Source organism: Roseateles sp. AC306, from assembly GCF_979253795.1.
On sequence record NZ_CEEDEB010000011.1, the window covers coordinates 101,538 to 121,174 of the forward strand.

At 69.9% G+C, this 19,637-nt stretch carries 15 protein-coding genes; 12 read left to right on the forward strand and 3 right to left on the reverse strand.

Going from position 1 to position 19,637, the window contains the following annotated elements; translation table 11 throughout:
* Positions 1 to 4 precede the first annotated feature (4 nt).
* Positions 5 to 667 carry a cytochrome b gene (locus AC0IZJ_RS20075; RefSeq protein ID WP_471853113.1) on the forward strand — a complete coding sequence of 221 codons (663 nt, stop codon included), beginning with the start codon at positions 5 to 7 and terminating at the stop codon, positions 665 to 667.
* Here AC0IZJ_RS20075 and AC0IZJ_RS20080 read toward each other — a convergent pair.
* Positions 591 to 1,214: a c-type cytochrome gene (locus AC0IZJ_RS20080; RefSeq protein WP_471853115.1), complete on the reverse strand. Its 624-nt coding sequence runs from the start codon at positions 1,212 to 1,214 to the stop codon at positions 591 to 593. The genes AC0IZJ_RS20075 and AC0IZJ_RS20080 overlap by 77 nt on opposite strands.
* Here AC0IZJ_RS20080 and AC0IZJ_RS20085 point away from each other — a divergent pair.
* From AC0IZJ_RS20085 to AC0IZJ_RS20100, 4 genes are all read left to right on the forward strand, one after another.
* Positions 1,213 to 1,599 carry a c-type cytochrome gene (locus AC0IZJ_RS20085; protein WP_471853117.1) on the forward strand — a complete coding sequence of 129 codons (387 nt, stop codon included), beginning with the start codon at positions 1,213 to 1,215 and terminating at the stop codon, positions 1,597 to 1,599. The two genes, AC0IZJ_RS20080 and AC0IZJ_RS20085, sit on opposite strands and share 2 nt — an antisense overlap.
* Complete coding sequence (locus AC0IZJ_RS20090; protein WP_471853119.1) at positions 1,562 to 2,542, forward strand: cytochrome c oxidase subunit II; 981 nt, start codon at positions 1,562 to 1,564, stop codon at positions 2,540 to 2,542. The genes AC0IZJ_RS20085 and AC0IZJ_RS20090 overlap by 38 nt, the downstream gene beginning before the upstream one ends.
* The gene (locus AC0IZJ_RS20095; protein ID WP_471853120.1) at positions 2,539 to 5,133 is read left to right on the forward strand and encodes a cbb3-type cytochrome c oxidase subunit I; all 2,595 of its coding nucleotides are present in this window, start codon (positions 2,539 to 2,541) and stop codon (positions 5,131 to 5,133) included. Before AC0IZJ_RS20090 ends, AC0IZJ_RS20095 begins: the two co-directional genes overlap by 4 nt.
* A gap of 86 nt (positions 5,134 to 5,219) precedes the next feature.
* The gene (locus tag AC0IZJ_RS20100) at positions 5,220 to 6,299 is read left to right on the forward strand and encodes an alkene reductase (RefSeq protein ID WP_471853121.1); all 1,080 of its coding nucleotides are present in this window, start codon (positions 5,220 to 5,222) and stop codon (positions 6,297 to 6,299) included.
* Here AC0IZJ_RS20100 and AC0IZJ_RS20105 read toward each other — a convergent pair whose 3' ends face one another.
* Positions 6,300 to 7,451, reverse strand: coding sequence for a right-handed parallel beta-helix repeat-containing protein (locus AC0IZJ_RS20105; RefSeq protein WP_471853122.1), 1,152 nt, complete (start codon positions 7,449 to 7,451; stop codon positions 6,300 to 6,302).
* Positions 7,452 to 7,546: 95 nt separating this feature from the next.
* Between AC0IZJ_RS20105 and AC0IZJ_RS20110 the strand changes: the two genes are divergently transcribed.
* Positions 7,547 to 8,908 carry a pyridoxal phosphate-dependent decarboxylase family protein gene (locus AC0IZJ_RS20110; protein ID WP_471853123.1) on the forward strand — a complete coding sequence of 454 codons (1,362 nt, stop codon included), beginning with the start codon at positions 7,547 to 7,549 and terminating at the stop codon, positions 8,906 to 8,908.
* Here the strand turns inward: AC0IZJ_RS20110 and AC0IZJ_RS20115 are convergent.
* Positions 8,883 to 9,446 carry an MOSC domain-containing protein gene (locus AC0IZJ_RS20115; protein WP_471853124.1) on the reverse strand — a complete coding sequence of 188 codons (564 nt, stop codon included), beginning with the start codon at positions 9,444 to 9,446 and terminating at the stop codon, positions 8,883 to 8,885. The genes AC0IZJ_RS20110 and AC0IZJ_RS20115 overlap by 26 nt on opposite strands.
* Positions 9,447 to 9,551: 105 nt before the next feature.
* Here AC0IZJ_RS20115 and AC0IZJ_RS20120 point away from each other — a divergent pair, with 105 nt between their 5' ends.
* The 6 genes from AC0IZJ_RS20120 to AC0IZJ_RS20145 all read left to right on the forward strand — a co-directional run bounded on the left by AC0IZJ_RS20120 (position 9,552) and on the right by AC0IZJ_RS20145 (position 19,619).
* Positions 9,552 to 10,802 carry a cation:proton antiporter gene (locus tag AC0IZJ_RS20120; RefSeq protein ID WP_471853125.1) on the forward strand — a complete coding sequence of 417 codons (1,251 nt, stop codon included), beginning with the start codon at positions 9,552 to 9,554 and terminating at the stop codon, positions 10,800 to 10,802.
* Complete coding sequence (locus AC0IZJ_RS20125) at positions 10,799 to 11,914, forward strand: YbdK family carboxylate-amine ligase (RefSeq protein WP_471853126.1); 1,116 nt, start codon at positions 10,799 to 10,801, stop codon at positions 11,912 to 11,914. The genes AC0IZJ_RS20120 and AC0IZJ_RS20125 overlap by 4 nt, the downstream gene beginning before the upstream one ends.
* 66 nt (positions 11,915 to 11,980) lie before the next feature.
* Positions 11,981 to 13,000, forward strand: coding sequence for an ABC transporter substrate-binding protein (locus AC0IZJ_RS20130; RefSeq protein ID WP_471853127.1), 1,020 nt, complete (start codon positions 11,981 to 11,983; stop codon positions 12,998 to 13,000).
* Positions 12,997 to 13,986, forward strand: coding sequence for an ABC transporter substrate-binding protein (locus tag AC0IZJ_RS20135; RefSeq protein ID WP_471853128.1), 990 nt, complete (start codon positions 12,997 to 12,999; stop codon positions 13,984 to 13,986). Before AC0IZJ_RS20130 ends, AC0IZJ_RS20135 begins: the two co-directional genes overlap by 4 nt.
* 3 nt (positions 13,987 to 13,989) lie before the next feature.
* The gene (locus AC0IZJ_RS20140; protein WP_471853129.1) at positions 13,990 to 16,167 is read left to right on the forward strand and encodes a PAS domain S-box protein; all 2,178 of its coding nucleotides are present in this window, start codon (positions 13,990 to 13,992) and stop codon (positions 16,165 to 16,167) included.
* Complete coding sequence (locus AC0IZJ_RS20145; protein WP_471853131.1) at positions 16,164 to 19,619, forward strand: CHASE domain-containing protein; 3,456 nt, start codon at positions 16,164 to 16,166, stop codon at positions 19,617 to 19,619. Before AC0IZJ_RS20140 ends, AC0IZJ_RS20145 begins: the two co-directional genes overlap by 4 nt.
* Positions 19,620 to 19,637 lie beyond the last annotated feature (18 nt).

Here is a 19,637-nt window from a genome sequence, read left to right on the forward strand (position 1 = left end):
ACCAATGAACCTTGTCCAGGCCATCGAGTGGGCGGAAGGCCACCACCGGCGCGGGCTGTACTCGCCCATCGGCGTGGCCTTCCACTGGGTGATGGCGGCCCTGATGGTCTTTCAGCTCGGCCATGGCTGGTACCTGAGCTGGCAACCGGCCGGCGGCGAGAAGTACCTGGGCTACCAGACGCACACCGAGGTCGGGCTGACCATCATGCTGCTGGGCACGCTGCGCTTCCTGTGGCGCAGCCAGATCGGCACGCCCGATACCGTCGACGAAGCCTCGCTCTCGGGCCGGGCCAGCCATGTGATGGAAGTCTGGTTCTACTGCAGCTTCTTCGCGCTGCCGATCAGCGGCTGGGTCATGTGGTCCACGTTGCCCGGCAACCTGCCGCTGTCCATCGCCGGCGTCATCCCCTTCCCCCTGCTGCCCTTCGACCAGCTGTCGGAGCAGCTGCAGTTCACGCTGATGCAGGGCGCCGCGACGGTGCACGTGTGGGTCGTCTGGATCACCGCGCTGGCCATTCCCGGCCATGCCGGCGCGGCGGTGCTGCATTACCTGCTCAAGCGCGACCGCGTGCTGCAGTCCATGCTGGACCTCAACGGGCCGGAGGTGCCGGGCGTGGTGGGATCTGCGACAGGTAGCGGCTCAGCGCCTGGACCTCGCCAGCCTTGAGCTGCTGCGCCACCTTCAACATCTCATGATTGCCATCATTGCGCCGCTTCCCCACCTGCCAGTCCTGCAACTGCTGGGCGAGGTAGAGGGCCGGCTGGCCGGCCAGCGGCGGGCCCAGCGGCGTGCCGGCGGCGTCGGCGCCGTGGCATTGCTGGCAGGCGCGGACGTACAGCGCGGGTGTGACAGAGGCGACGGCCTCGTTGGCCAGGACTGGCAGCGCGGCGTAGTAGTTGGCCACGCTCACGCGCTCATGGCTGTCGAGAAAGCGTGCCACGTCGCGCATCACCTCGTGCGGCCGCAGGCCGGCGGCGTAGTCTTCCATCTGCTTTTGCAGATAGCCGTTCGGCAGGCCGGCCAGGCGCGGCGCGTCGAAGCCATTGCCCTCGCCGCGCGCGCCGTGGCAGCTGACGCAGGCATAGCGCGCGCCAGCCTCGCCGCCGCTCATCGCGATCAGCTCGCCGCCGCGACTCCAGCGGTCATCGCTGGGCGCCATGCGGTCGGTGCAGGCGGTGAGCACAAGCAGAAGGCAGAGAGGCAGGTGGCGCATGTCAGCTGACTTGATGGCAAGACGCGCGCCAGCCCTGTGCCTCGTGCTGATGCTGGCCGCCTGCGACGGCCCGCCCGACCGCACGCCCACGCTGGGCGATGCCGACATCGCCCGCGGCCGGCAACTCGTAGCCGACAAGGGCTGCGTGGCCTGCCATGCCTTCCCCGACGTGAAGTGGCCGCGCGGTGGCCTCGGGCCATCGCTGGAGAACTTCGGTCGCCAGGGCCTGATCGCCGGGCGGCTGCCCAATCAACCCGGCGTGCTGATGCGGTTCGTGCGCAACGCGCCCGCTGAAGTGCCCGGCACCGCGATGCCCGCCATCCCCATGACCGACCAGGAAGCCCGCGATGTCGCTGCCTACCTCCTCCAGCTCAAGCCTCGCTGAGGCCCTGAGCGGCTGGCCGCCGCCGGTGCTGGACCCGCACGGCCCGTTCTCCAACTCGGTCACCACGCTGGCCTGGGTGCTGATCGGGGGGGCCACGCTGATCTTCCTCGGCGTCTGCGCAGCGATGTGGGTCGCCCTGTACGGCAGCGACGAGCTGCGCGCCAAGCTGGGCGGCGAGCGCGTCGTCAAATGGTTCGGGCTCATCCTCCCGGCCGGCGTGCTGTTGCTGCTGCTGGCCTGGGGGCTGACGATGATGCGCGGGCTGAGCACCATCCAGGGCGACGAGCTGCGCATGCGCATGTCCGGCAACATCTACTGGTGGCGCGTGTCCTATCTCGACGCGGCGGGCCGCGAACTCCACGCCGATGCCAACGAGCTGCACATCCCGGTGGGCCGGCCGGTGGTGGTGGACATGGTGTCCGAGGATGTCATCCACAGCTTCTGGGTGCCCAAGCTGGGCGGCAAGATGGACATGATCCCGGGCCGCACCAACCGGCTCAAGCTCCAGGCCGACAAGGCGGGCAGCTACGGCGGGCAATGCGCCGAGTTCTGCGGCGGCGCGCATTCGCTGATGGGCTTCGTCGTCGTCGCGCACGAGGCGGCGGACTGGCAGCGCTGGATGGCCGCGCGCCTGAAACCCGTGCCCACCACGCCGGTCAGCGTCGAGGCGCTGCGCGGCAGGCAGCTGTTCAGCGAGGTCGGCTGCGCCGCCTGCCACCGGGTGGCTGGCACCGAGGCGCAGGGCATCTCGGGGCCAGACCTCACCCATGTCGGCTCACGGCAGTCGCTCGGCGCCGGCATCCTGCCCAACACGCGCGCCACGCTGATCGGCTGGATCGGCGACAGCCAGTCCATCAAGCCGAACAACCGAATGCCCGCGTATCGCTCGCTGAAGGCGGAGGAGTTGACTGCGTTGGCCGCGTACATGGAGTCCTTGAAGTGACGACGGGCGCAAGCCCCGGCGTCGCAGGTGCCGTCCGCGCCGCAGCCATCAAGCCGTCGGAGACCGGCTTCGACACGAAGCTCTACGCGCGCTTCCCGACGCAGGGCGGCCGGCCGGCGGGCGAGTTCGAGGCGCTGGAGAAGGTCTGGGAAACACCCAAGGGCTGGCGCGCCTTCAGCGCCGTCAACAACAACTTCATCGGCTTCCTGTTCATCGCCACGGCCTTCGGCTTCTTCATCGCGGCGGGCATCCTGTCGCTGGTGATGCGCGTGCAGCTCGCCGCGCCGATGGCCGGCGTGGTGCCGCAGGAGACCTACAACCAGCTGTTCACGATGCACGGCTCGGTGATGATGTTTTTGTTCGCCGTGCCGGCCGTGGAAGCCGTCGCCGTGCTGCTGCTGCCGCAGATGATCGCGGCGCGTGACCTGCCGTTCCCGCGGCTGTCCGCCTATTCGTACTGGGCCTATGCCATCGGCGGCGTCGTCTTCTTCAGCTCGATCTTCTTCAGCCTGGCGCCGTCCGACGGCTGGTTCATGTACCCGCCGCTCAGCTCGGGCGTGTACTCCAAGGGCATCAACGCCGACTTCTGGCTGCTGGGCATCGGCTTCATCGAGATCAGCGCGATTGCCGGCGCCATCGAGCTGGTCGTCGGCGTGCTGCGCACACGTGCGCCGGGCATGACGCTGGCGAAGATGCCCGTCTACGCCTGGGCCATCCTGATCTTCGGCGTGATGATCCTGCTGGCCTTCCCGGCCATGATCATGGTGACCTTCCTGCTGGAGCTGGAGCGCGCCTTCAACTGGCCGCTGTTCGACGCCACGCGCGGCGGCGACCCGCTGCTCTATCAGCACCTGTTCTGGTTCTTCGGCCACCCGGACGTCTACATCATCTTCATCCCGGCCTCGGCCATGGTGTCGACCATGATCGTCACCGTCGCGCAGAAGAAGCTGGTCGGCCATGAACTGGTCGTGCTGGCGATGATCGCCACCGGCTTCATCAGCTTCGGCGTGTGGGCGCACCACATGTTCACCGTGGGCCTGCCGGGCGCGTCGGCGGGCTATTTCTCGGCGGCGTCGATGGCCGTGGCGATTCCGGCCGGCGCCCAGGTGTTCGCATGGATCTGCACGCTCGCGTCCGGCAAGGTGCAGCGCAACGTGCCGTCGCTGTTCCTCGTCGGCGGCATCCTCATCTTCGTGATGGGCGGCCTCACCGGTGTGATGGTGGGCATGGTCGCCTTCGATGGCCAGGCACACGACACCTACTTCGTCGTCGCGCATTTCCACTACGTGCTGATCGGCGGCATGGTGTTCCCGCTGCTCGCCGGCTTCTATTACTGGACGCCGATGATCAATGGCCAGCAGCTGTCGGAGAAGCTCGGCCGCTGGGTGTTCTGGCTGAGCTTCGTCGGCGTGCACGCCACCTTCCTGCCCATGCACCTGACCGGCCTGATGGGCATGCCCCGCCGTGTCGACACCTATCTGCCGGACCGGGCCTGGGACATCCCGAACCTGGTCTCCACCGTCGGCGCCTTCATCATGGCGGCCGGCGTGGCGCTGTTCCTGGTCGACGCGCTGCGTTGCTACCTGCGCCACGGCAGCGGCGGCAATGCCCGCAATGCCTTCCACGGCGGCACGCTGGAGTGGCTGTCGGCCGGCAACTACGGCGTGCGCTCCATCCCGGTCGTCAACGACCTGGAACCGCTGTGGGCCGACCCGCAGCTGGCCGCAGACGTCGAGGCGGGCCGCTACTTCCTGCCCAACACCGCCACCGGCCGGCGCGAGACGCTGATCACCAGCACCACGCGCGCCGAGCCGCAGTACGTGCAGATCATGCCGGGGCCGTCCTGGTGGCCGCTGCTCGGCGCGTTGTTCACGGCCGGCTTCTTCCTGCTGCTGACGGTGCAGGCGATGACGCTGAGCGCCGTCTGCGGCGTGCTGGCCGTCCTCTGCCTGATGCGCTGGGTCTGGTCCAACGACCGCCACATCGAACAGCAGCAGGTCGACGCGGGCGGCGGCATCCTGCTGCCGACCTACGTGACGGGCCCTCAGGCTCACGGCTGGTGGGCGGCGGTGCTGCTGTGCGTCACCCTGGGCATGATCTTCCTGATGGCCATGTTCGGCTACCTCTACCTGTTCGCGGCCCATCCGGATTGGTGGCGCATCGCCGCGCCGCTTGGCACGGTGGGGCCGGGGCTGGCGCTGCTGGCCGCTGCGGCCGGCTGCGCCTGGGCCAGCCGGCCGCTGATGGCGGGGCTGCAGCGCGGCAGCGGGGCCAGCGCCGTGGCGATGACGCTGAGCGCGCTGTGCCTCGCCGCAGCGCTGGCGGTGGATGTGCGCGACTGGTGGCAGGCCGGGCTGCGCGGCGACGCCAGCGGCCAGGGCGCGACGGTCTACGCCATGCTGGCCTGGCATGGCAGCGTCGTCACGGCGGTGCTGCTGTCCGCCTTCTACTACCTGCTGCGCTGGATGCGCGGCCTGGCGCCGCGCCCCGCGAACAAGACGCTGGAGGCGCTGCGCATCCTGTTCATCTACGCGGCACTCGAGGGTGCGGCCGGCCTGCTGCTGCCGCGCCTGCTGCCGTGGGGCGGCTGATAGCACATTCCCGAGCAACCGCACGGATCGCAGGGATGCCGCAGCGCGCTTAGCCTGCGCCCCATCGTTGCCTATTGATCACCCCAATGCCCACACTTTTCGAGCCTGTCCGCTTCGGCGACATCCCCCTGGCCAACCGCGTCGTCATGGCGCCCCTCACGCGCAACCGCGCGAAGAACCAGACGCCGCATGCGCTGCATGTCGAGTACTACCGCCAGCGCGCCGGTGCCGGCTTGATCATCACGGAGGCGACCCAGATCCGCCCCGATGGCCAGGGCTATTTCGACACGCCGGGCATCCATTCGCCCGAGCAGGTCGCCGCCTGGAAGCAGGTGACCGACGCCGTCCATGCCGACGGCGGCCGGATCGTCGTGCAGCTTTGGCACGTGGGCCGCATCTCGGTGAACAGCCTGCAGCCAGGCGGCCAGCAACCGGTGTCGTCTACCAACCGCGCCGCCAAGACCAAGACCTATGCCGCCCATGGCGAGCTGGTGCCGACCGACGTGCCGCGCGCACTGGCCACGCACGAGCTGCCGCAGCTGATCGCCGACTATGTGCAAGCGGCGAAGAACGCGATGGCCGCGGGCTTCGACGGCGTCGAGATCCACGGCGCCAACGGCTATCTGCTGGAGCAGTTCCTGCGCGACAGCACCAATGACCGCAACGACGAATACGGCGGCAGCATCGAGAACCGCGCGCGGTTGCTGATCGAAGTGATGACGGCCGTGGCCCATGCCATCGGCGCAGGTCGCACGTCGCTGCGCCTGTCACCGGTCACACCGGCCAACGACATCGGCCAAGACAGCAACCCGCAGGCCCTCTTCAACTACGTGGCCGAGCAACTCGCACCCTTGAACCTGGCCTTCCTGGAAGTGGTGGAAGGCGCCACCGGCGGCCCGCGCGACAACGCGCCCTTCGACTACGCCGAGCTGCGCCGCCGCTTCGCCGGCCCTTACATCGCCAACAACGGCTTCGACCGCGCGATGGCGCTGGACGCCGTCGCCAGCGGCCGTGTGGACGCCGTGTCCATCGGCCGGCCCTTCATCGCCAACCCCGACCTCGTCGAGCGCCTGCGCGACAACCTGGCCTGGGCCGCACCGCAGAAGGAGACGTTTTACGGCGGCGGCGCCGAGGGCTACACCGACTACCCGACCGTCCGCGACTGATCAGCCTTGAAACGCGCCGGGGTGCTTTGCCGCCCCGGCCAGCGCGGCGCTGGCGTGCGGGTGGCGGTACTCGCGCGTCGGGCTGAGCTTCAGCCCTTGGGCCTCGCCCATGTCCTGCGCCTTGCCGCGCAGTGACGATTCCGGCTTGAGCCGGAAATCCTCGCGCGCGGCGCGCACGAACTCATCCCAGTCGGCCTGGAAGTTGGCGCGGCGCGTCCAGTGGCCTTCGGCCGCAAGCTTCGGCGCGCCGACGAGCAGGTTGTTGGCCAGCATCACCTCGGTCTCGCGCGGCGTCACGCGCAGCCAGATGCCGCCGCTGGGCTTCTGGTCCACCAGGGTGTTGTGCACCAGGTAAAGCGCCTGCTTCGGCCACTTCGCGCCCTCGACGCCGAAGGAGATGACGTGGGGGTTTTCCGTCGTCGAGCTCTGCATGATGAGGTTGCCCATGACGACGGCGACGCCGCCGTTGGGGAACTCCAGCTCGTAGCTGGCGCGGCCGCCGATCTCGTCGCTGAGGCGGTTGTAGAGGATGTGGTTGACGGCGGCGCGGCTCTTCAACAGGTGGCCCAGCACGCCATGGTGGAAATAGCTGCCCGTGACGGCCAGGCGCTTGATGGCGCCGACGTAGAGGTTGTGCGTCTTGCCTTCGCGCAGCGGGATGGCGCCGAAGTCGCAATCGACGATGTCCAGCTCGATGGCCTCGTCGTTGGCCGTCATCAGGCCGTTCTCGTTGTCGCGGAAGCCGCAGTCCAGCAGCGCCAGCGAGCCGGCCTCGACGCGGATGCCGGCGCCATTGCGGTCGGGCACCGTGCAGCCGATGAAGTCGAAGCCCTCGATGCGCTGGCGCTGGCCGGTCGTCACGAACAGGGCCTTGCCTTGCGCGTGCGCACCCGCAGCGATGACGCGCACGCGGCCGCCTACGGCGCGCAGGGTCAGGTCGTGCTGGGGCCAGACGGCCGCGTCGGCGAAGTAGTCGCCGGCATCGACCTCGATCAGGCTGCCGTCCTTTGCCTGGCGCGCCGCAGCGGCCAGGGACTTGATGGCGCGCTGCGCGCCCACCCGCAGCACGGTTACGGCCGGCGCCAGCGCTGGCATCAGCCCGCCCAGCAGCAGGGCACGCCGCCGCAGCGGCCGTAGGTAGGGACAGGTCATGCGCAGAGCGTGTGCCGGTGAGACGTGTTGAGGATGCGCAGATTGAATCACGCGTCCCACAATCGCCAGCCATCCGCGACGCGAAGGCCCAGCCCATGCATGACTTGCTCGAAGACGCGGCCCGGCGGGCCATCCACTACCTGGACGGCATGGCCGAGCGCCGCGTCTCGCCCACCGATGCGGCCGTGGCCGCGCTCGCCGCGCTGCGCATCCCGCTGCCCGACGGGCCGCAGCCGCCGCAGCAGACGCTGCGCGAGCTGGACGAACTGGGCTCGCCGGCCACGCTGGGCATGAACGGCGGGCGCTTCTTCGGCTTCGTCATCGGCGCGTCGCTGCCGGTCAGCATCGCCAGCAACTGGCTGACCACGGCCTGGGACCAGAACGCTGCCCTGCATGCCTCGTCGCCCGCTGCGGCCGCGTTCGAGCACGTGGCGCTGGGCTGGCTGCTGGACCTGCTGGGCCTGCCCGCCACGGCCGGCGGCGCCTTTGTGACCGGCGCGACCATGGCCAACTTCTCGGCTCTCGCGGCCGCCCGCCACGCACTGCTCAAGCGCGAGGGCTGGAACGTCGAGGCCGACGGGCTGTTCGGCGCGCCGCCCATCACCGTCGTCATCGGCGAGGAGGCCCACCCAACGCTGCTCAAGTCGCTCGGCATGCTGGGCCTGGGCCGCAACCGCGTCGTGCGCGTGCCGGTGGACGGCCAGGGCCGCATGCGCGCCGACCGCCTGCCGCCGCTGCGCGGACCCAGCATCGTCTGCCTGCAGGCCGGCAATGTGAACACCGGCGCCTTCGATCCCTTCGAGCCGCTGGTGGCCTCAGCCCGTGAGCAGGGCGCCTGGGTGCATGTGGATGGTGCGTTCGGGCTGTGGGCTGCTGCCAGCCCGGCGCATGCGCCGCTGGTGCGCGGCATGGCGGGCGCGGACTCCTGGGCCACCGACGCCCACAAGACACTGAACGTGCCCTACGACAGCGGCCTGGCACTGGTGCGCGACGCCGACGCGCTGCGCGCCGCCATGGCCATCTCGGCCGACTACCTGCCCACCGAGAGCGGGTTCCGCAACCCGTCGGACTACACGCCCGAACTGTCGCGCCGCGCGCGTGGCGTGGACGTGTGGGCCGCGCTGCGCACGCTCGGCCGCAGCGGCGTGGCCGAGCTGGTGGCCGGCTGCTGCGCGCACGCGCATCGCTTTGCCCGCGAACTCGCTGCGGACGGCTGCGCGGTGCTGAACGACGTGGTGCTGAACCAGGTGCTGGTGAGCTTTGGCGATGCCGACACGACGCGGCGCGTCATCACGGCATTGCAGCAGGACGGCAGTTGCTGGGCCGGCCCGACCGTGTGGCAGGGGCAGGCGGCGATGCGCATCAGCGTCAGCTCGTGGGCCACGACCGACGACGACGTGACGCGCAGCCTCGCCGCCATCCGGCGCGTGGTCAACGCTTGCGCATCCTCGCCCTGAACAGCTCCGCAATACCCACCTCGCGCGGCCCCGGGATCAGCTCGAAGCGCTCACCCGCTTCGATGCTGCCCTCGCGCTTCACAGCCAGGTAAAAGCCGCAGTAGCCGCTCTGCACCATCATCTTCACGGCGTGCTTGAATCCCATGTGGGCGGCCAGCTTGAAGCAGGGGTAGCGTGGCTCGGAGACAACCAGTTCGCAATCCGGAAAGCGCAGCACATCGCCGATCCAGGCCTGGCCCTCGAGCAGGCCGGTGATGGTCAGGTTTTCGCCGAGGTCGCCCGGCTGCAGCGCGGCTTCGACCTGCGCCTGGCCGCGCAGCGTGGCCCACACCGCGTAGTGCTCCAGCGGGTAGGCGTAGACGGCCTTGGTCAGCCCGCCATGCACGCTCGGGTCGGCCTGCTCGTCGCCGTCCAGTCCCAACGGTCCCACGGCGATGCGGCCTTCGCGCGAGCGCTTGCGGATGGCCGAGTCCAGCGTCTCGCCATTGGTGGCCACGAAGTGCTCAGTGCGGGCGGTGTTGACGCTGATGATCTGCATGGCGTCATTGTCCATAGGCCTTGAAGAGTCTTTTCGGCGTCTCCGCCTACAAGACGGGTCACTTCACGCGTCTAGTCTTCGCCGGGAATTTTGAAGGGAGAGCGCATGACTGCACTCGACAGTGGCGCCAGGGTGTGGGCAGGTCTCGCCGTCACGCCATCCAGTGAATTGATGTTCATCGTCGGCGTGCTGCTGGCCGGCGCCTTGGCGGGCGAGTTCATCGCCGCCACAACCCGCCTGCCGCGGGTGGTGGGCTACACGCTGGCGGGCTGCTTCGCGGCCGCCTTCGGGCACGGCGTGGCCATGCCACTGAACGGCGCCGCGCAGACGGTCGCCGATCTGGCGCTGGGCCTGCTGCTGTTCGAGATCGGCAGCCGCGTGCACCTGCGCTGGCTTGTCCGCAACCCAGGCCTGCTGGCCACCAGCCTGGCTGAGGCCCTGCTGAGCGCCGGCGCGGTGGCCTTTGTGCTGCGGCTGTTCGACGTCGGCTGGCAGACCGCCGTGGCCTGCGCCATCCTGGCGATGCCGGCGCCGGCTGCGGTGTCGGGCCGCGTGGCGATGGAGCTCGGCGCGGCCGGCCAGGTGACACAGCGCGCCACGCTGCTGACGGCGCTGAACACGCTCTATGCCGTCGTGGCGCTGACCTTGATGCGCACTTGGTGGGCGGCGGACGACGGCGGCAACCTGGCGCAGGCGCTTGCCGGCCTGGCCATCTCGCTGTTGACGACGCTCGGCGTGGCCGCGCTGCTGGCCGGTGCGGCCTATCTGGCCGCACGGCGGCTGGACCTGCGCAACGAGAGCGCGGCGCTGCTGCTGTTCGGCATGGTGGCCTTCGCCATCGTCGCGGCGCGGGCCGTTGGCGTGTCCACGCTGCTGATGCCGCTGCTGGCCGGCCTGCTGCTGCGCAACACCAGCGACCGGCCCTGGGTGTGGCCGCGCCACTTCGGCACCTCGGGCGGCGCGCTGGTGCTGATGCTGTTCGTCATCGTCGGCTCGGCCTGGTCGCCCAAGGTGCTGGTGGCCGGCGGCTTTGCAGCGCTGGCGCTGATGGCGGCGCGCTTCCTGGCCAAGTCGGTGGCCATCATTGCGCTGGCGCCGGCGGCCAAGGCCAGCTGGCGGCAGGGCCTGGCCCTGTCGATCACGATGATGCCGCTGTCGGGCACGGCCCTGGTCATGCTCAGCGAGCTGATGCGCGCCGAACCCGAGCTGGCGGCGGGTGCCGTGCCCATCATCCTGGCCAGCATCGCGGTGCTGGAGCTGGTCGGTCCCATCGCCGTGCAGTTCGCACTGCGCCTGGCGGGTGAATTGCCACCGGCACCACGCCGTATCAGAAAGAACAAGGAGGCAGACCAATGAGCCTCGGTGTCTTCTCCAAATCGCAGCCGCTCACGCTCGGCGTGGAGCTGGAGCTGCAGATCGTCAGCAGCGACGACTACGACCTGGCGCCCGTCTCGGGCGACCTGATGCGGCTGATGGAAAAGCACAAGATCCCGGGCGACGTGAAGCCCGAGATCACCAGCAGCATGATCGAGCTGGCCACCGGCGTGTGCACGGGCCACGGCCAAGTGATTTCGGAGCTGGGCCAGATCCGCGACGCGCTGGTGAGCTGCGCCGAGCAACTGGACGTGAGCCTGTGCGGCGGCGGCACCCACCCCTTCCAGCATTGGAAGCGCCAGCGCATCTTCGAGACGCCGCGCTTCCACGAACTGTCGTCGCTGTACGGCTATCTGTCCAAGCAGTTCACCATCTTCGGCCAGCACGTGCACATCGGCTGCCCGAGCGCTGACGAAGCGCTGGTGCTGCTGCACGGCATGAGCCGCTTCATCCCGCACCTGATCGCGCTGGCGGCGTCGTCGCCGTTCGTGCAAGGTGAGGACACGGGCTTCGACTCCGCGCGGCTGAACTCGGTATTCGCTTTCCCGCTTTCCGGCCGGGCGCCCTTCGTGCAAACCTGGAGCGACTTCGAGACCTACTTCGGCAAGATGACGCGCACCGGCGTCGTCACGGGCATGAAGGACTTTTACTGGGACATCCGCCCCAAGCCCGAGTTCGGCACCATCGAGGTCCGCGTGCTGGACACGCCGCTGACCATCGAGAAGGCCGCAGCCATCGCCGGCTTCATCCAGTGCCTGGCACGGTGGATCACCGCGGAGAAGCCGTTCAAGCTCAGCGAGGACGACTACCTGCCCTACACCTTCAACCGTTTCCAGGCCTGCCGATTCGGGCTGGACGGCACCTTTGTCGACCCCGAGAGCGGCGAGCACCGCGTGCTGCGCGACGACCTCGCCACCGTGCTGAGCCGCCTGGACACGCACGCCGCCGACCTGCGCGCCGAGCCCGCGCTGCAATACCTGCGTCGCGAGATCAACGGCGTTGGCAACGACGCGACGTGGCTGCGCCGCATCGAGAGCGAGAACCACCTGCTGGCCGAGATGGTCCGCCGCGCGACCAAGCGCTGGCACGGCTGAGGCGGGTCAGCCGCCCGTCAAATCCGCACGGCCGCAGCGCGCGGCACAGGGGCAGAATGCGCCGTCATGCTGACCCCCTCGTCGCGCGGTGCCCTCCTTGGCCTGAGCCGACTCTGGCGCTTGGGCATCGGCGTCCTGGTCGCGTCAGCCTTGCTGAGCCAGGCGCCCGGCGCCGCTGCGGCGGAGCTGACGCTGGCGGTCTCCCGCACGGCGCTGTCGCTGCCCATCTTCGTCGCCGAGGCCCAGGGCTATTTCGCAGCCGAGGGCGTGGCAACCAAGCTGGTGGAATGCATCGGCGGCCAGCGTTGCATGAAGCGCATGTTCGAAGGCGGCGCCGACCTGGCGACGGCCTCGGACCTGCCGGTGATGTTCAACAGCTTCGCGCGCTCGGACTACGCCGTCATCGCCTCCTTCGTCAGCACCAGCAACGATGTGAAGCTGATTGCGCGCCGCAGCGCCGGCATCTCGGCGGCCGCCCACCTGGTACGCAAGAAGGTGGGCACGGTCAAGGGCGCCAGCGCGCACTACTTCCTCGATGCCTTCCTGCTCTTCCATGACGTCGACCCGCGCCTGGTCGAGATGGTGGACATGCCGCCCGAGAAGCTGGCGACCGCCCTCAAGAACCGCGAGGTGGACGCCATCGCCGCCTGGGAGCCCAACGGCTGGCTGGCCATGCAGGCGCTGGGCAGCGATGCCGTCGTCCTGCCCAGCCCGCGCATCTATACCGAGACCTTCAACCTCATGGCCAGCCGGGGCACGCTGGCAGGGAAGGCAGACGAAGTGGTGCGCGTGCTGCGCGCGCTGGCCCGGGCGCAGCGCTTCATCGCCACCCGGCCCCGCGAGGCCAAGGACATCCTCAAGCAGCGGATGCAGGTCGACGAGGCCTTCGTCACCTGGGTCTGGAAGGACCTGGACTACCGCCTGGGGCTGGACCAGGCGCTGATCACGACGCTGGAGGCGGAGGCCCGCTGGGCCGTGCGCGAGGGCCACGTGGCGCCCGGCCAGGCCATTCCCAACTACCTGCGCTTCGTCGAGCCGGCGCCGCTGCGCCGCGCACTGCCGGGCGAGGCCGCCATCCTGCAATGAGCGCGCCCGCGGTCAGGGCCATCTTCGCCACGATGCTGGCCCTGGCGGCGGCACTGCCCTGCGGCGCCGCCGAACTGCGCCTGGCCGTGTCGCGCGGACCGGTCTCCCTGCCGCTGTACGTGGCCGAGGCCAAGGGCTATTTCTCGGCGGAGGGGCTGGCGGTGACGATGCTGGCCTGCCAAAGCGGCCGCGAATGCTTCCGGCAGATCGGCTCGGGCGCGGCGGACCTCGCCACGTCGGCGGAGCTGATCCCCGCGCTGGACAACCTGGAGGCGGCCGGCCCGGCGTCCGCCGTCGTCATCGCCACCATCAGCACCTCCACCCAGCAGATCAAGCTGGTGGCGCGGCGCAGCGCCGGCATCGCCGCACCGGCCGACCTGCGCGGCAAGCGCGTCGGCACCGTGGCGCGCACGTCCGCGCAGTACTTCCTGGACAACTGGCTGCTGTATCACGACGTCGGCGCCGAGCAGGTGACGGTCGTGCCGATGGCCGTCAACCAGCTGGTGGACGAGCTGGCCGCCCAGCGGCTGGACGCCATCGCCATCTGGGAGCCCATCGCCGGCGAGGCCGGCGCGCGGCTGGGGCCCGACCTGGCCCGGCTGGCCGCGCCGCGCGTCTACACCCAGCATTTCGTGCTGGCCATCGCCAGAGACAAGCTCGCCGCGCGACAGGCCGAGGTGCAGCGCCTGCTGCGCGGCCTGCTGCGCGCCCAGCAGTTCATCGCCAGCCAGCCCAGCGAGGCCGCAAAGCTGCTCGCCGAGCGGCTGAAGATCGCCCCGGCCGCAGCGCGGGCGGGCATGGCCGAGCACGACTACCGGCTGGACCTGACACCGGTGCTGCTCAGCACCATGGACAGCCAATTGCGCTGGGCGGTCCGGGAGCGCATCGTCGAGACGGGGTCGGTCGCGACTCCGGTGTCGGGCGTCATCGACCCCGGCCCGCTGCGCAAGGCGGCCCCCGGTGCCGTCACGCTGCCCAGCCGCTGAGCCATGAAGATCCGTCAGCGCCTCATCGCCGCCGCCCTGGTGGCGCTCGCCGTGACCGCGATGTCGGTCGTCGGGCTGGTGCAGGTGATACGGGCCGGCGCCGACGGGCTCAGGCAGCAGACGGCCTCCCAGGACATCGCGCGTGACATCGGCAGCCTGCTCACGCTGACCAACGAATTCGCCACCTACAGCGGCGAGCGCGCGGCCACGCAGTGGCGGCTGCGCCATGGGCAGCTGGCCGCCACCGTCGACCTGGCCATGCAGGGCAGTCCCGAGCCGCCCGCGACGCTGCTGGAGCTGCGCAGCAACATCGACGCGCTGCCGCCGCTGTTCGAGAAACTGGTGGAGCAGGCCGGTGCGGCGCCCAGCGCCCTGTCCACGCGCCGGCGCGACCTGCTGATCGAGCGGCTGCTGAGCGAAACCCAGGGCGTCATCGAGAGCAGCCACCGCTGGGGCTACGAGGTCGCCACCGAGCAGGCGGCCAACCAGCGCTGGTTCAACGCCATGGTGCTGGCCACGCCGGCGGTCTTCCTGCTGCTGATCGGCGGCGTGGGCGTCATGGTGTGGCGCCGCGTGCTGAAGCCACTCGGCCGCATCGACGACGCCGTGACCAGCATCCGCGCCGGCAACCTCGATGCGCGCTGCAACGTGCAGGCGCAGGACGAGCTCGGCGACACGGCGCGCGCAGTCGACTCGATGGCGCGGTCGCTGGGCGCGCAGACGCAGGCGCTGCGGGCCTCCGAGGAGCATCTGCGCCTGGTCACCGACAACGTGCCCGCGCTGATCGGCTACATCGACGCCGACGGCCGCTACGGCATGGTCAACAAGGCCTACGAAACCTGGCACGGCCTGCCGCGCGAGCAGTTGATCAACCAGCCGCTGCGGGCCTTCTACAAGAACGGCGACTTCAGCCCCTTCGATGTCCATCTGCAACGGGCGCTGGGCGGCGAGGCCGTCGAGTTCGACGCCGACGTCATGCGCAACGGCCGCCCTTGGTCCATGCGGCTGAACTACCTGCCCCATGTCGATGAGGCCGGCCTCACGCTGGGCGTCTACGTGCTGGGCAACGACCTCACGGCGCTGCGCAAGAGCGAGCGCCAGCTGCGCACGCTGATGGAATCGTCGCCGCTGGGCATGTTCCACGCCGACAGGGCGGGCCGCTGCCTCTACGTCAATCCGGCCTGGCTGGGCATTGCCGGCATGACGCTGGAGACCAGCCTGGGCGAGGGCTGGATGCGTGTCGTCCACCCCGCCCACCGCGCGCAGATGCAGGCCTCCTTCGCCGAGGCGATGGCCGGCGAACGCGTGGTCGTCACCGAGCACCGCTACCTGCGGCCGGACGGCGGCGAGGTCTGGGTGCGCGGGCATGCGGTGTCGCTGCGCGAGGGCGGCCAGGTCAGCGGCTTCATTGGCACGGTCGAAGACATCACCAGCCGGCGGCAGCTCGACGCGGAACTGCACGACAGGCGCGAGGAACTGCAGCGCTCCAACGCCGAGCTGGAGCAGCTCGCCTATGTCGCCTCGCACGACCTGCAGGAGCCGCTGCGCATGATCGCCAGCTACAGCCAGCTCATCCTGCGCCGCCACCATGAGGCCCTGCCCGCCGAGGCCCAGGAGTTCATGGCCTTCATCGAGGACGGCGGCCGGCGTGCCCAGGCGCTGATCGCCGACCTGCTCAGCGTCGCCCGCGTCAACAGCCACGGCAAGCCGCTGGAGCCGGTGTCGGTGGCCAGCGTGCTGAAGGAGGTGATGCGCTCGCTGCGCGTGGCCCTGCTGGAAGGCAACCCGACGCTGACCTGGGACGAGGAGCTGCCCACCGTCCGCGCGGACCGCCGCCAGCTCGGCCAGCTGCTGCAGAACCTGCTGGCCAACGCCTTGAAGTTCCGCAGCGAGGCGCCCTTGCGGATCCATGTGGGCGCGACCCGCGAGAGCGACGGGCACTGGCGCATCACCGTGCAGGACAACGGCCTGGGCATCGAGCCCAAGTTCCACCAGCGCATCTTCGGCATGTTCCAGCGCCTGCATCTGCGCGACGAGCATGCCGGCACGGGCATCGGCCTGGCCATCTGCAAGAAGGTGGTGGAGCGGCACGGCGGGCGCATCGGCGTCGACTCGGCGCTGGGCCGGGGCTCGACCTTCTGGTTCACGCTGGAAGAAGCGCCAGCCGAGGAGCTGGCATGAGCGAGCAGCCCCGCAGCGAACACTGGGCGGCGGTGCTCTGCCTGGCGGCGCTCTACTACGCCGCCGCCCGGCTGGGCCTGCTGCTGGCCTTCGAGGGCAGCAACGCCTCGCCCGTGTGGCCGCCGTCCGGCCTGGCGGTGGCGGCGCTGTTCCTGCGCGGCCGGGGCATGCTGGCCGGCGTGGCGCTGGGGGCCTTCGCTGCGAACGCAGCCGTGTTTGCGGCCAATTCGGCAAGCCTGGTCACCGTGCTCGGCGCGTCGGCCGCCATCATGGTGGGCAACTGCCTGGAAGCCTGGCTTGGCGCCTGGCTGCTGCAGCGCTGGGTGGACAAGCCCAACCCTTTCGAGCGCCTGGGCGACGTCGCCAAGTTCATCGCCATCGCGGCGCTGGCCAGCGTCGCCAGCGCGGCCGTCGGCACGGCCACGCTGCTCGTCGGCGGCATCATTCCCGCAGCGGCGGCAGCCACCGTCAGCCTGACGTGGTGGATAGGCGATGCGACCGGCATCCTCGTCATCACCCCCCTGCTGATCGCGCTGTCGCGGCGCGAAGGCGGCGGCTGGCCGTGGCGGCAGCTGGCGCTCGGCCTGGCGCTGGTAGGGGCACTCGTGGTGCTCGGTGCGCTGGTCTTCGCCTTCCCCGCCGGCCAGGCGCTGGCGGACCGCCGCTTCGCCTGGTTCTTCATGCCCTGCATCGCCTGGGCGGCCTACCGGCACGGCCCGCTGGGCGTGGCCGCCGCCTCGCTGCTGACCGCGAGCATGGCGGTGTGGGGCACGACGCGCGGCCTCGGGCCGTTCACACGCGGCAACCTCAACGACGCCCTCATCGTGCTGCAGACCTTCGTCAGCCTCACGGCGATCACCGGCCTCGTACTGGCAGCGGACCGCAGCGAGCGCCAGCAGCTGGGCCGCCAGAGCGCCGTGCGGCGTGACCTCGCCATGCCGTGGACGGTGCTGCTCGCCAGCCTGGGCATCACGGTGCTGGGCTGGCATCTGGTGGCGTCCGACACCGAACGCCGGGCGCATGAAAGGTTCCACTACGTCGCCAACCAGATCCATGACCGCGTCGTCGACCGCATGCGCGCCAACGAGCAGATCCTGCGCGGCGCCGCCGGGCTGTTCGCCGCCTCGGACAACGTGACCCGCGAGGAGTGGCACGCCTACACCGAGCGCCAGGACCTGGCGACCAACTTCCCCGGCATCCAGGCCCTGGGCTTCACCCGCATGCTCAACCGCCAGGAACGGGATGCGCATCTGCTGGCCATGCGGACCGATGGCCTGCCCGCGCTCGACCGGCATCCGCCCGGGGATGACAGCGGCTACTCGGCCATCGTCTACATCGAGCCTGAAGACGCGCGCAACCGGCGCGCTCTCGGCTACGACATGCTGACCGAGCCCATCCGGCGCGCCGCCATGGAGCAGGCCCGCGACACCGGCCAGCCTGCCGTGTCTCGCAAAGTCATCCTGCTGCAGGAAGACGCCCACGAGGTGCAGGCGGGCATCCTGTTCTATCACCCGGTCTTTCGCAACGGTGCGCGGCTCGACACGCTGGCGCAGCGCCGCAGCGCGCTGATGGGCTTTGCCTACATCCCCTTGCGCATGGGCAATGTGATGCGCAACGCGCTGGGTCAGGTGGCCGAGCAGGAAGGCGTGGCCGTGCGCCTTTACAGCGGCCAGGCCGCGCCCGATGCAGGCCATCTGCTGTACGACAGCGGCGGCACGGCGGCTGCGACGCGCACGCCCCTCATCGCCACGCACCGCATCGATCTCCCCGGCGGGGAATGGACCTTGAAGGTCACCAGCCTGGCCGGCTTCGACGCCGCCATCGACCTGCAGAAGGCCCAGATCGTGCTGATCGCCGGCGTCGGCCTGAGCCTGCTGCTATTTGCCCTGGTGCGGGCGCTGACGATGACGCGTGAGCGGGCGCTGATGTTTGCCGAAGACATGAACATCGCCGTGCGTGACTCGCAGGCGCAGTTCCGTTCGCTGGCGGAGTCCGCCAGCGAGGCCTTCGTCATTGCCGATGCCGACGGCCTGGTGTGCTCCTGGAACCGCGCCGCGCAGGCGATCTTCGGCTACACCGAAGAGGAGATGCGCGGCCAGCCGCTGGCGCGGTTGATGCCGCACAGCTATCGCGAGGCCCACCGCGAAGGCATGGCGCGCATGAAGGCCGGCGAGTCGCCGCGCGTGGTGGGCCGCACCGTGCAGCTCGAAGGCCTGCGCGCGGACGGCAGCGTCTTCCCCGTCGAGCTGTCGCTGTCAAGCTGGGAAAGCGCGGCCGGGCGCTTCTACAGCGGCATCATCCGCGACATCACCGACCGCGAGCGCGCCGCCCAGGCCCTGCGCAACAGCGAGCGCCTGGCGCGCGAGGCCGAGGGGCAGCTGCAGGCGGTGCTGCGCGCCTCGCCACTGGGCATCATCTTCACGGACCTGCACGGCCAGCTGCTCTACGGCAACCCGACCTATCTGCGCATCGCCGGGCTCACGCTGGAACAGGCCCAGGGCGAAGGCTGGGCGCAGCCCATCCACCCCGACGACCTGACCCGCGTGGATGCGCAGTGGCGGCATGCGATTGAAGACGGCAGCGAATTCCAGGCCGAGTTCCGCTACCTGCATGGCGACGGCGCCATCGTCTGGGCGCGCGCCGTCTGGGCCGCCATCGTCGACGGCGGACAGACGTCGGGTTTCGTCGCCGTCGTCGAGGACATCAGCTCGCGCAAGGCCGCGGATGCCGAGTTGGCAGCCAAGACCGGCGCTCTGGAGCGCTCCAACGAGGAGCTGGCCCAGTACGCCTACGTCGCCTCCCACGACCTCAAGGAGCCGCTGCGCACGGTGGCGAGCTACAGCCAGCTGCTGCTGCGCCGGCATGGTGCGCAGCTCGACAAGGAGGGCCAGGAGTTCGTCGAGCTGATTGCCGACGGCGCCAAGCGCTCCCAGGCCCTGGTGTCGGACCTGCTCAGCCTGGCGCGCGTGGACGGCAGCGGCGGGCCGCCCCAGCGCGTGGCTCTGCATGACGTGATGGAGGACGTGCGCCGCCAGCTCGCGGCGGCGCTGCAGGACGCGTCCGTCAAGCTCATCGAAGACAGCCTGCCCTGGGTCATGGGTGACCGGGCCCAGTTGTGCCACCTGCTGCAGAACCTGATCGGTAACGCCATCAAGTTCCGCCAGCCGGGCGCCGAGGTCATCGTCCACGTTTCGGCACGACGTGAGAGCGAAGGGCTTTGGCGCATCAGCGTGGCAGACAACGGCATCGGCATAGACCCGCGCTTCCACGACCAGATCTTCACCATCTTCAAGCGCCTGCACCGGGCCGATTTCCCCGGCACGGGCATCGGCCTCGCAATCTGCAAGAAAGTGGTTGAACGTCACGGCGGCCGCATCGGTGACGAGTCAGTTCCGGGTCAGGGTTCGATCTTCTTCTTTACCATCGCCGCTGCCGATCCCGAAGTGGCCTAACTTCACCGTAGCTGACAA

Excerpts from the sequence above, each read along its gene's own strand:
- AC0IZJ_RS20135 (WP_471853128.1), top strand. The coding sequence starts at position 12,997 with ATGAGCGCGCCCGCGGTCAGGGCCATCTTCGCCACGATGCTGGCCCTG.
- AC0IZJ_RS20120 (WP_471853125.1), top strand. The coding sequence starts at position 9,552 with ATGACTGCACTCGACAGTGGCGCCAGGGTGTGGGCAGGTCTCGCCGTC.
- AC0IZJ_RS20105 (WP_471853122.1), bottom strand. The coding sequence starts at position 7,451 with ATGACCTGTCCCTACCTACGGCCGCTGCGGCGGCGTGCCCTGCTGCTG.
- AC0IZJ_RS20100 (WP_471853121.1), top strand. The coding sequence starts at position 5,220 with ATGCCCACACTTTTCGAGCCTGTCCGCTTCGGCGACATCCCCCTGGCC.
- AC0IZJ_RS20090 (WP_471853119.1), top strand. The coding sequence starts at position 1,562 with ATGTCGCTGCCTACCTCCTCCAGCTCAAGCCTCGCTGAGGCCCTGAGC.
- AC0IZJ_RS20145 (WP_471853131.1), top strand. The coding sequence starts at position 16,164 with ATGAGCGAGCAGCCCCGCAGCGAACACTGGGCGGCGGTGCTCTGCCTG.
- AC0IZJ_RS20115 (WP_471853124.1), bottom strand. The coding sequence starts at position 9,446 with ATGCAGATCATCAGCGTCAACACCGCCCGCACTGAGCACTTCGTGGCC.
- AC0IZJ_RS20075 (WP_471853113.1), top strand. The coding sequence starts at position 5 with ATGAACCTTGTCCAGGCCATCGAGTGGGCGGAAGGCCACCACCGGCGC.
- AC0IZJ_RS20125 (WP_471853126.1), top strand. The coding sequence starts at position 10,799 with ATGAGCCTCGGTGTCTTCTCCAAATCGCAGCCGCTCACGCTCGGCGTG.
- AC0IZJ_RS20080 (WP_471853115.1), bottom strand. The coding sequence starts at position 1,214 with ATGCGCCACCTGCCTCTCTGCCTTCTGCTTGTGCTCACCGCCTGCACC.
- AC0IZJ_RS20110 (WP_471853123.1), top strand. The coding sequence starts at position 7,547 with ATGCATGACTTGCTCGAAGACGCGGCCCGGCGGGCCATCCACTACCTG.
- AC0IZJ_RS20130 (WP_471853127.1), top strand. The coding sequence starts at position 11,981 with ATGCTGACCCCCTCGTCGCGCGGTGCCCTCCTTGGCCTGAGCCGACTC.
- AC0IZJ_RS20085 (WP_471853117.1), top strand. The coding sequence starts at position 1,213 with ATGTCAGCTGACTTGATGGCAAGACGCGCGCCAGCCCTGTGCCTCGTG.
- AC0IZJ_RS20140 (WP_471853129.1), top strand. The coding sequence starts at position 13,990 with ATGAAGATCCGTCAGCGCCTCATCGCCGCCGCCCTGGTGGCGCTCGCC.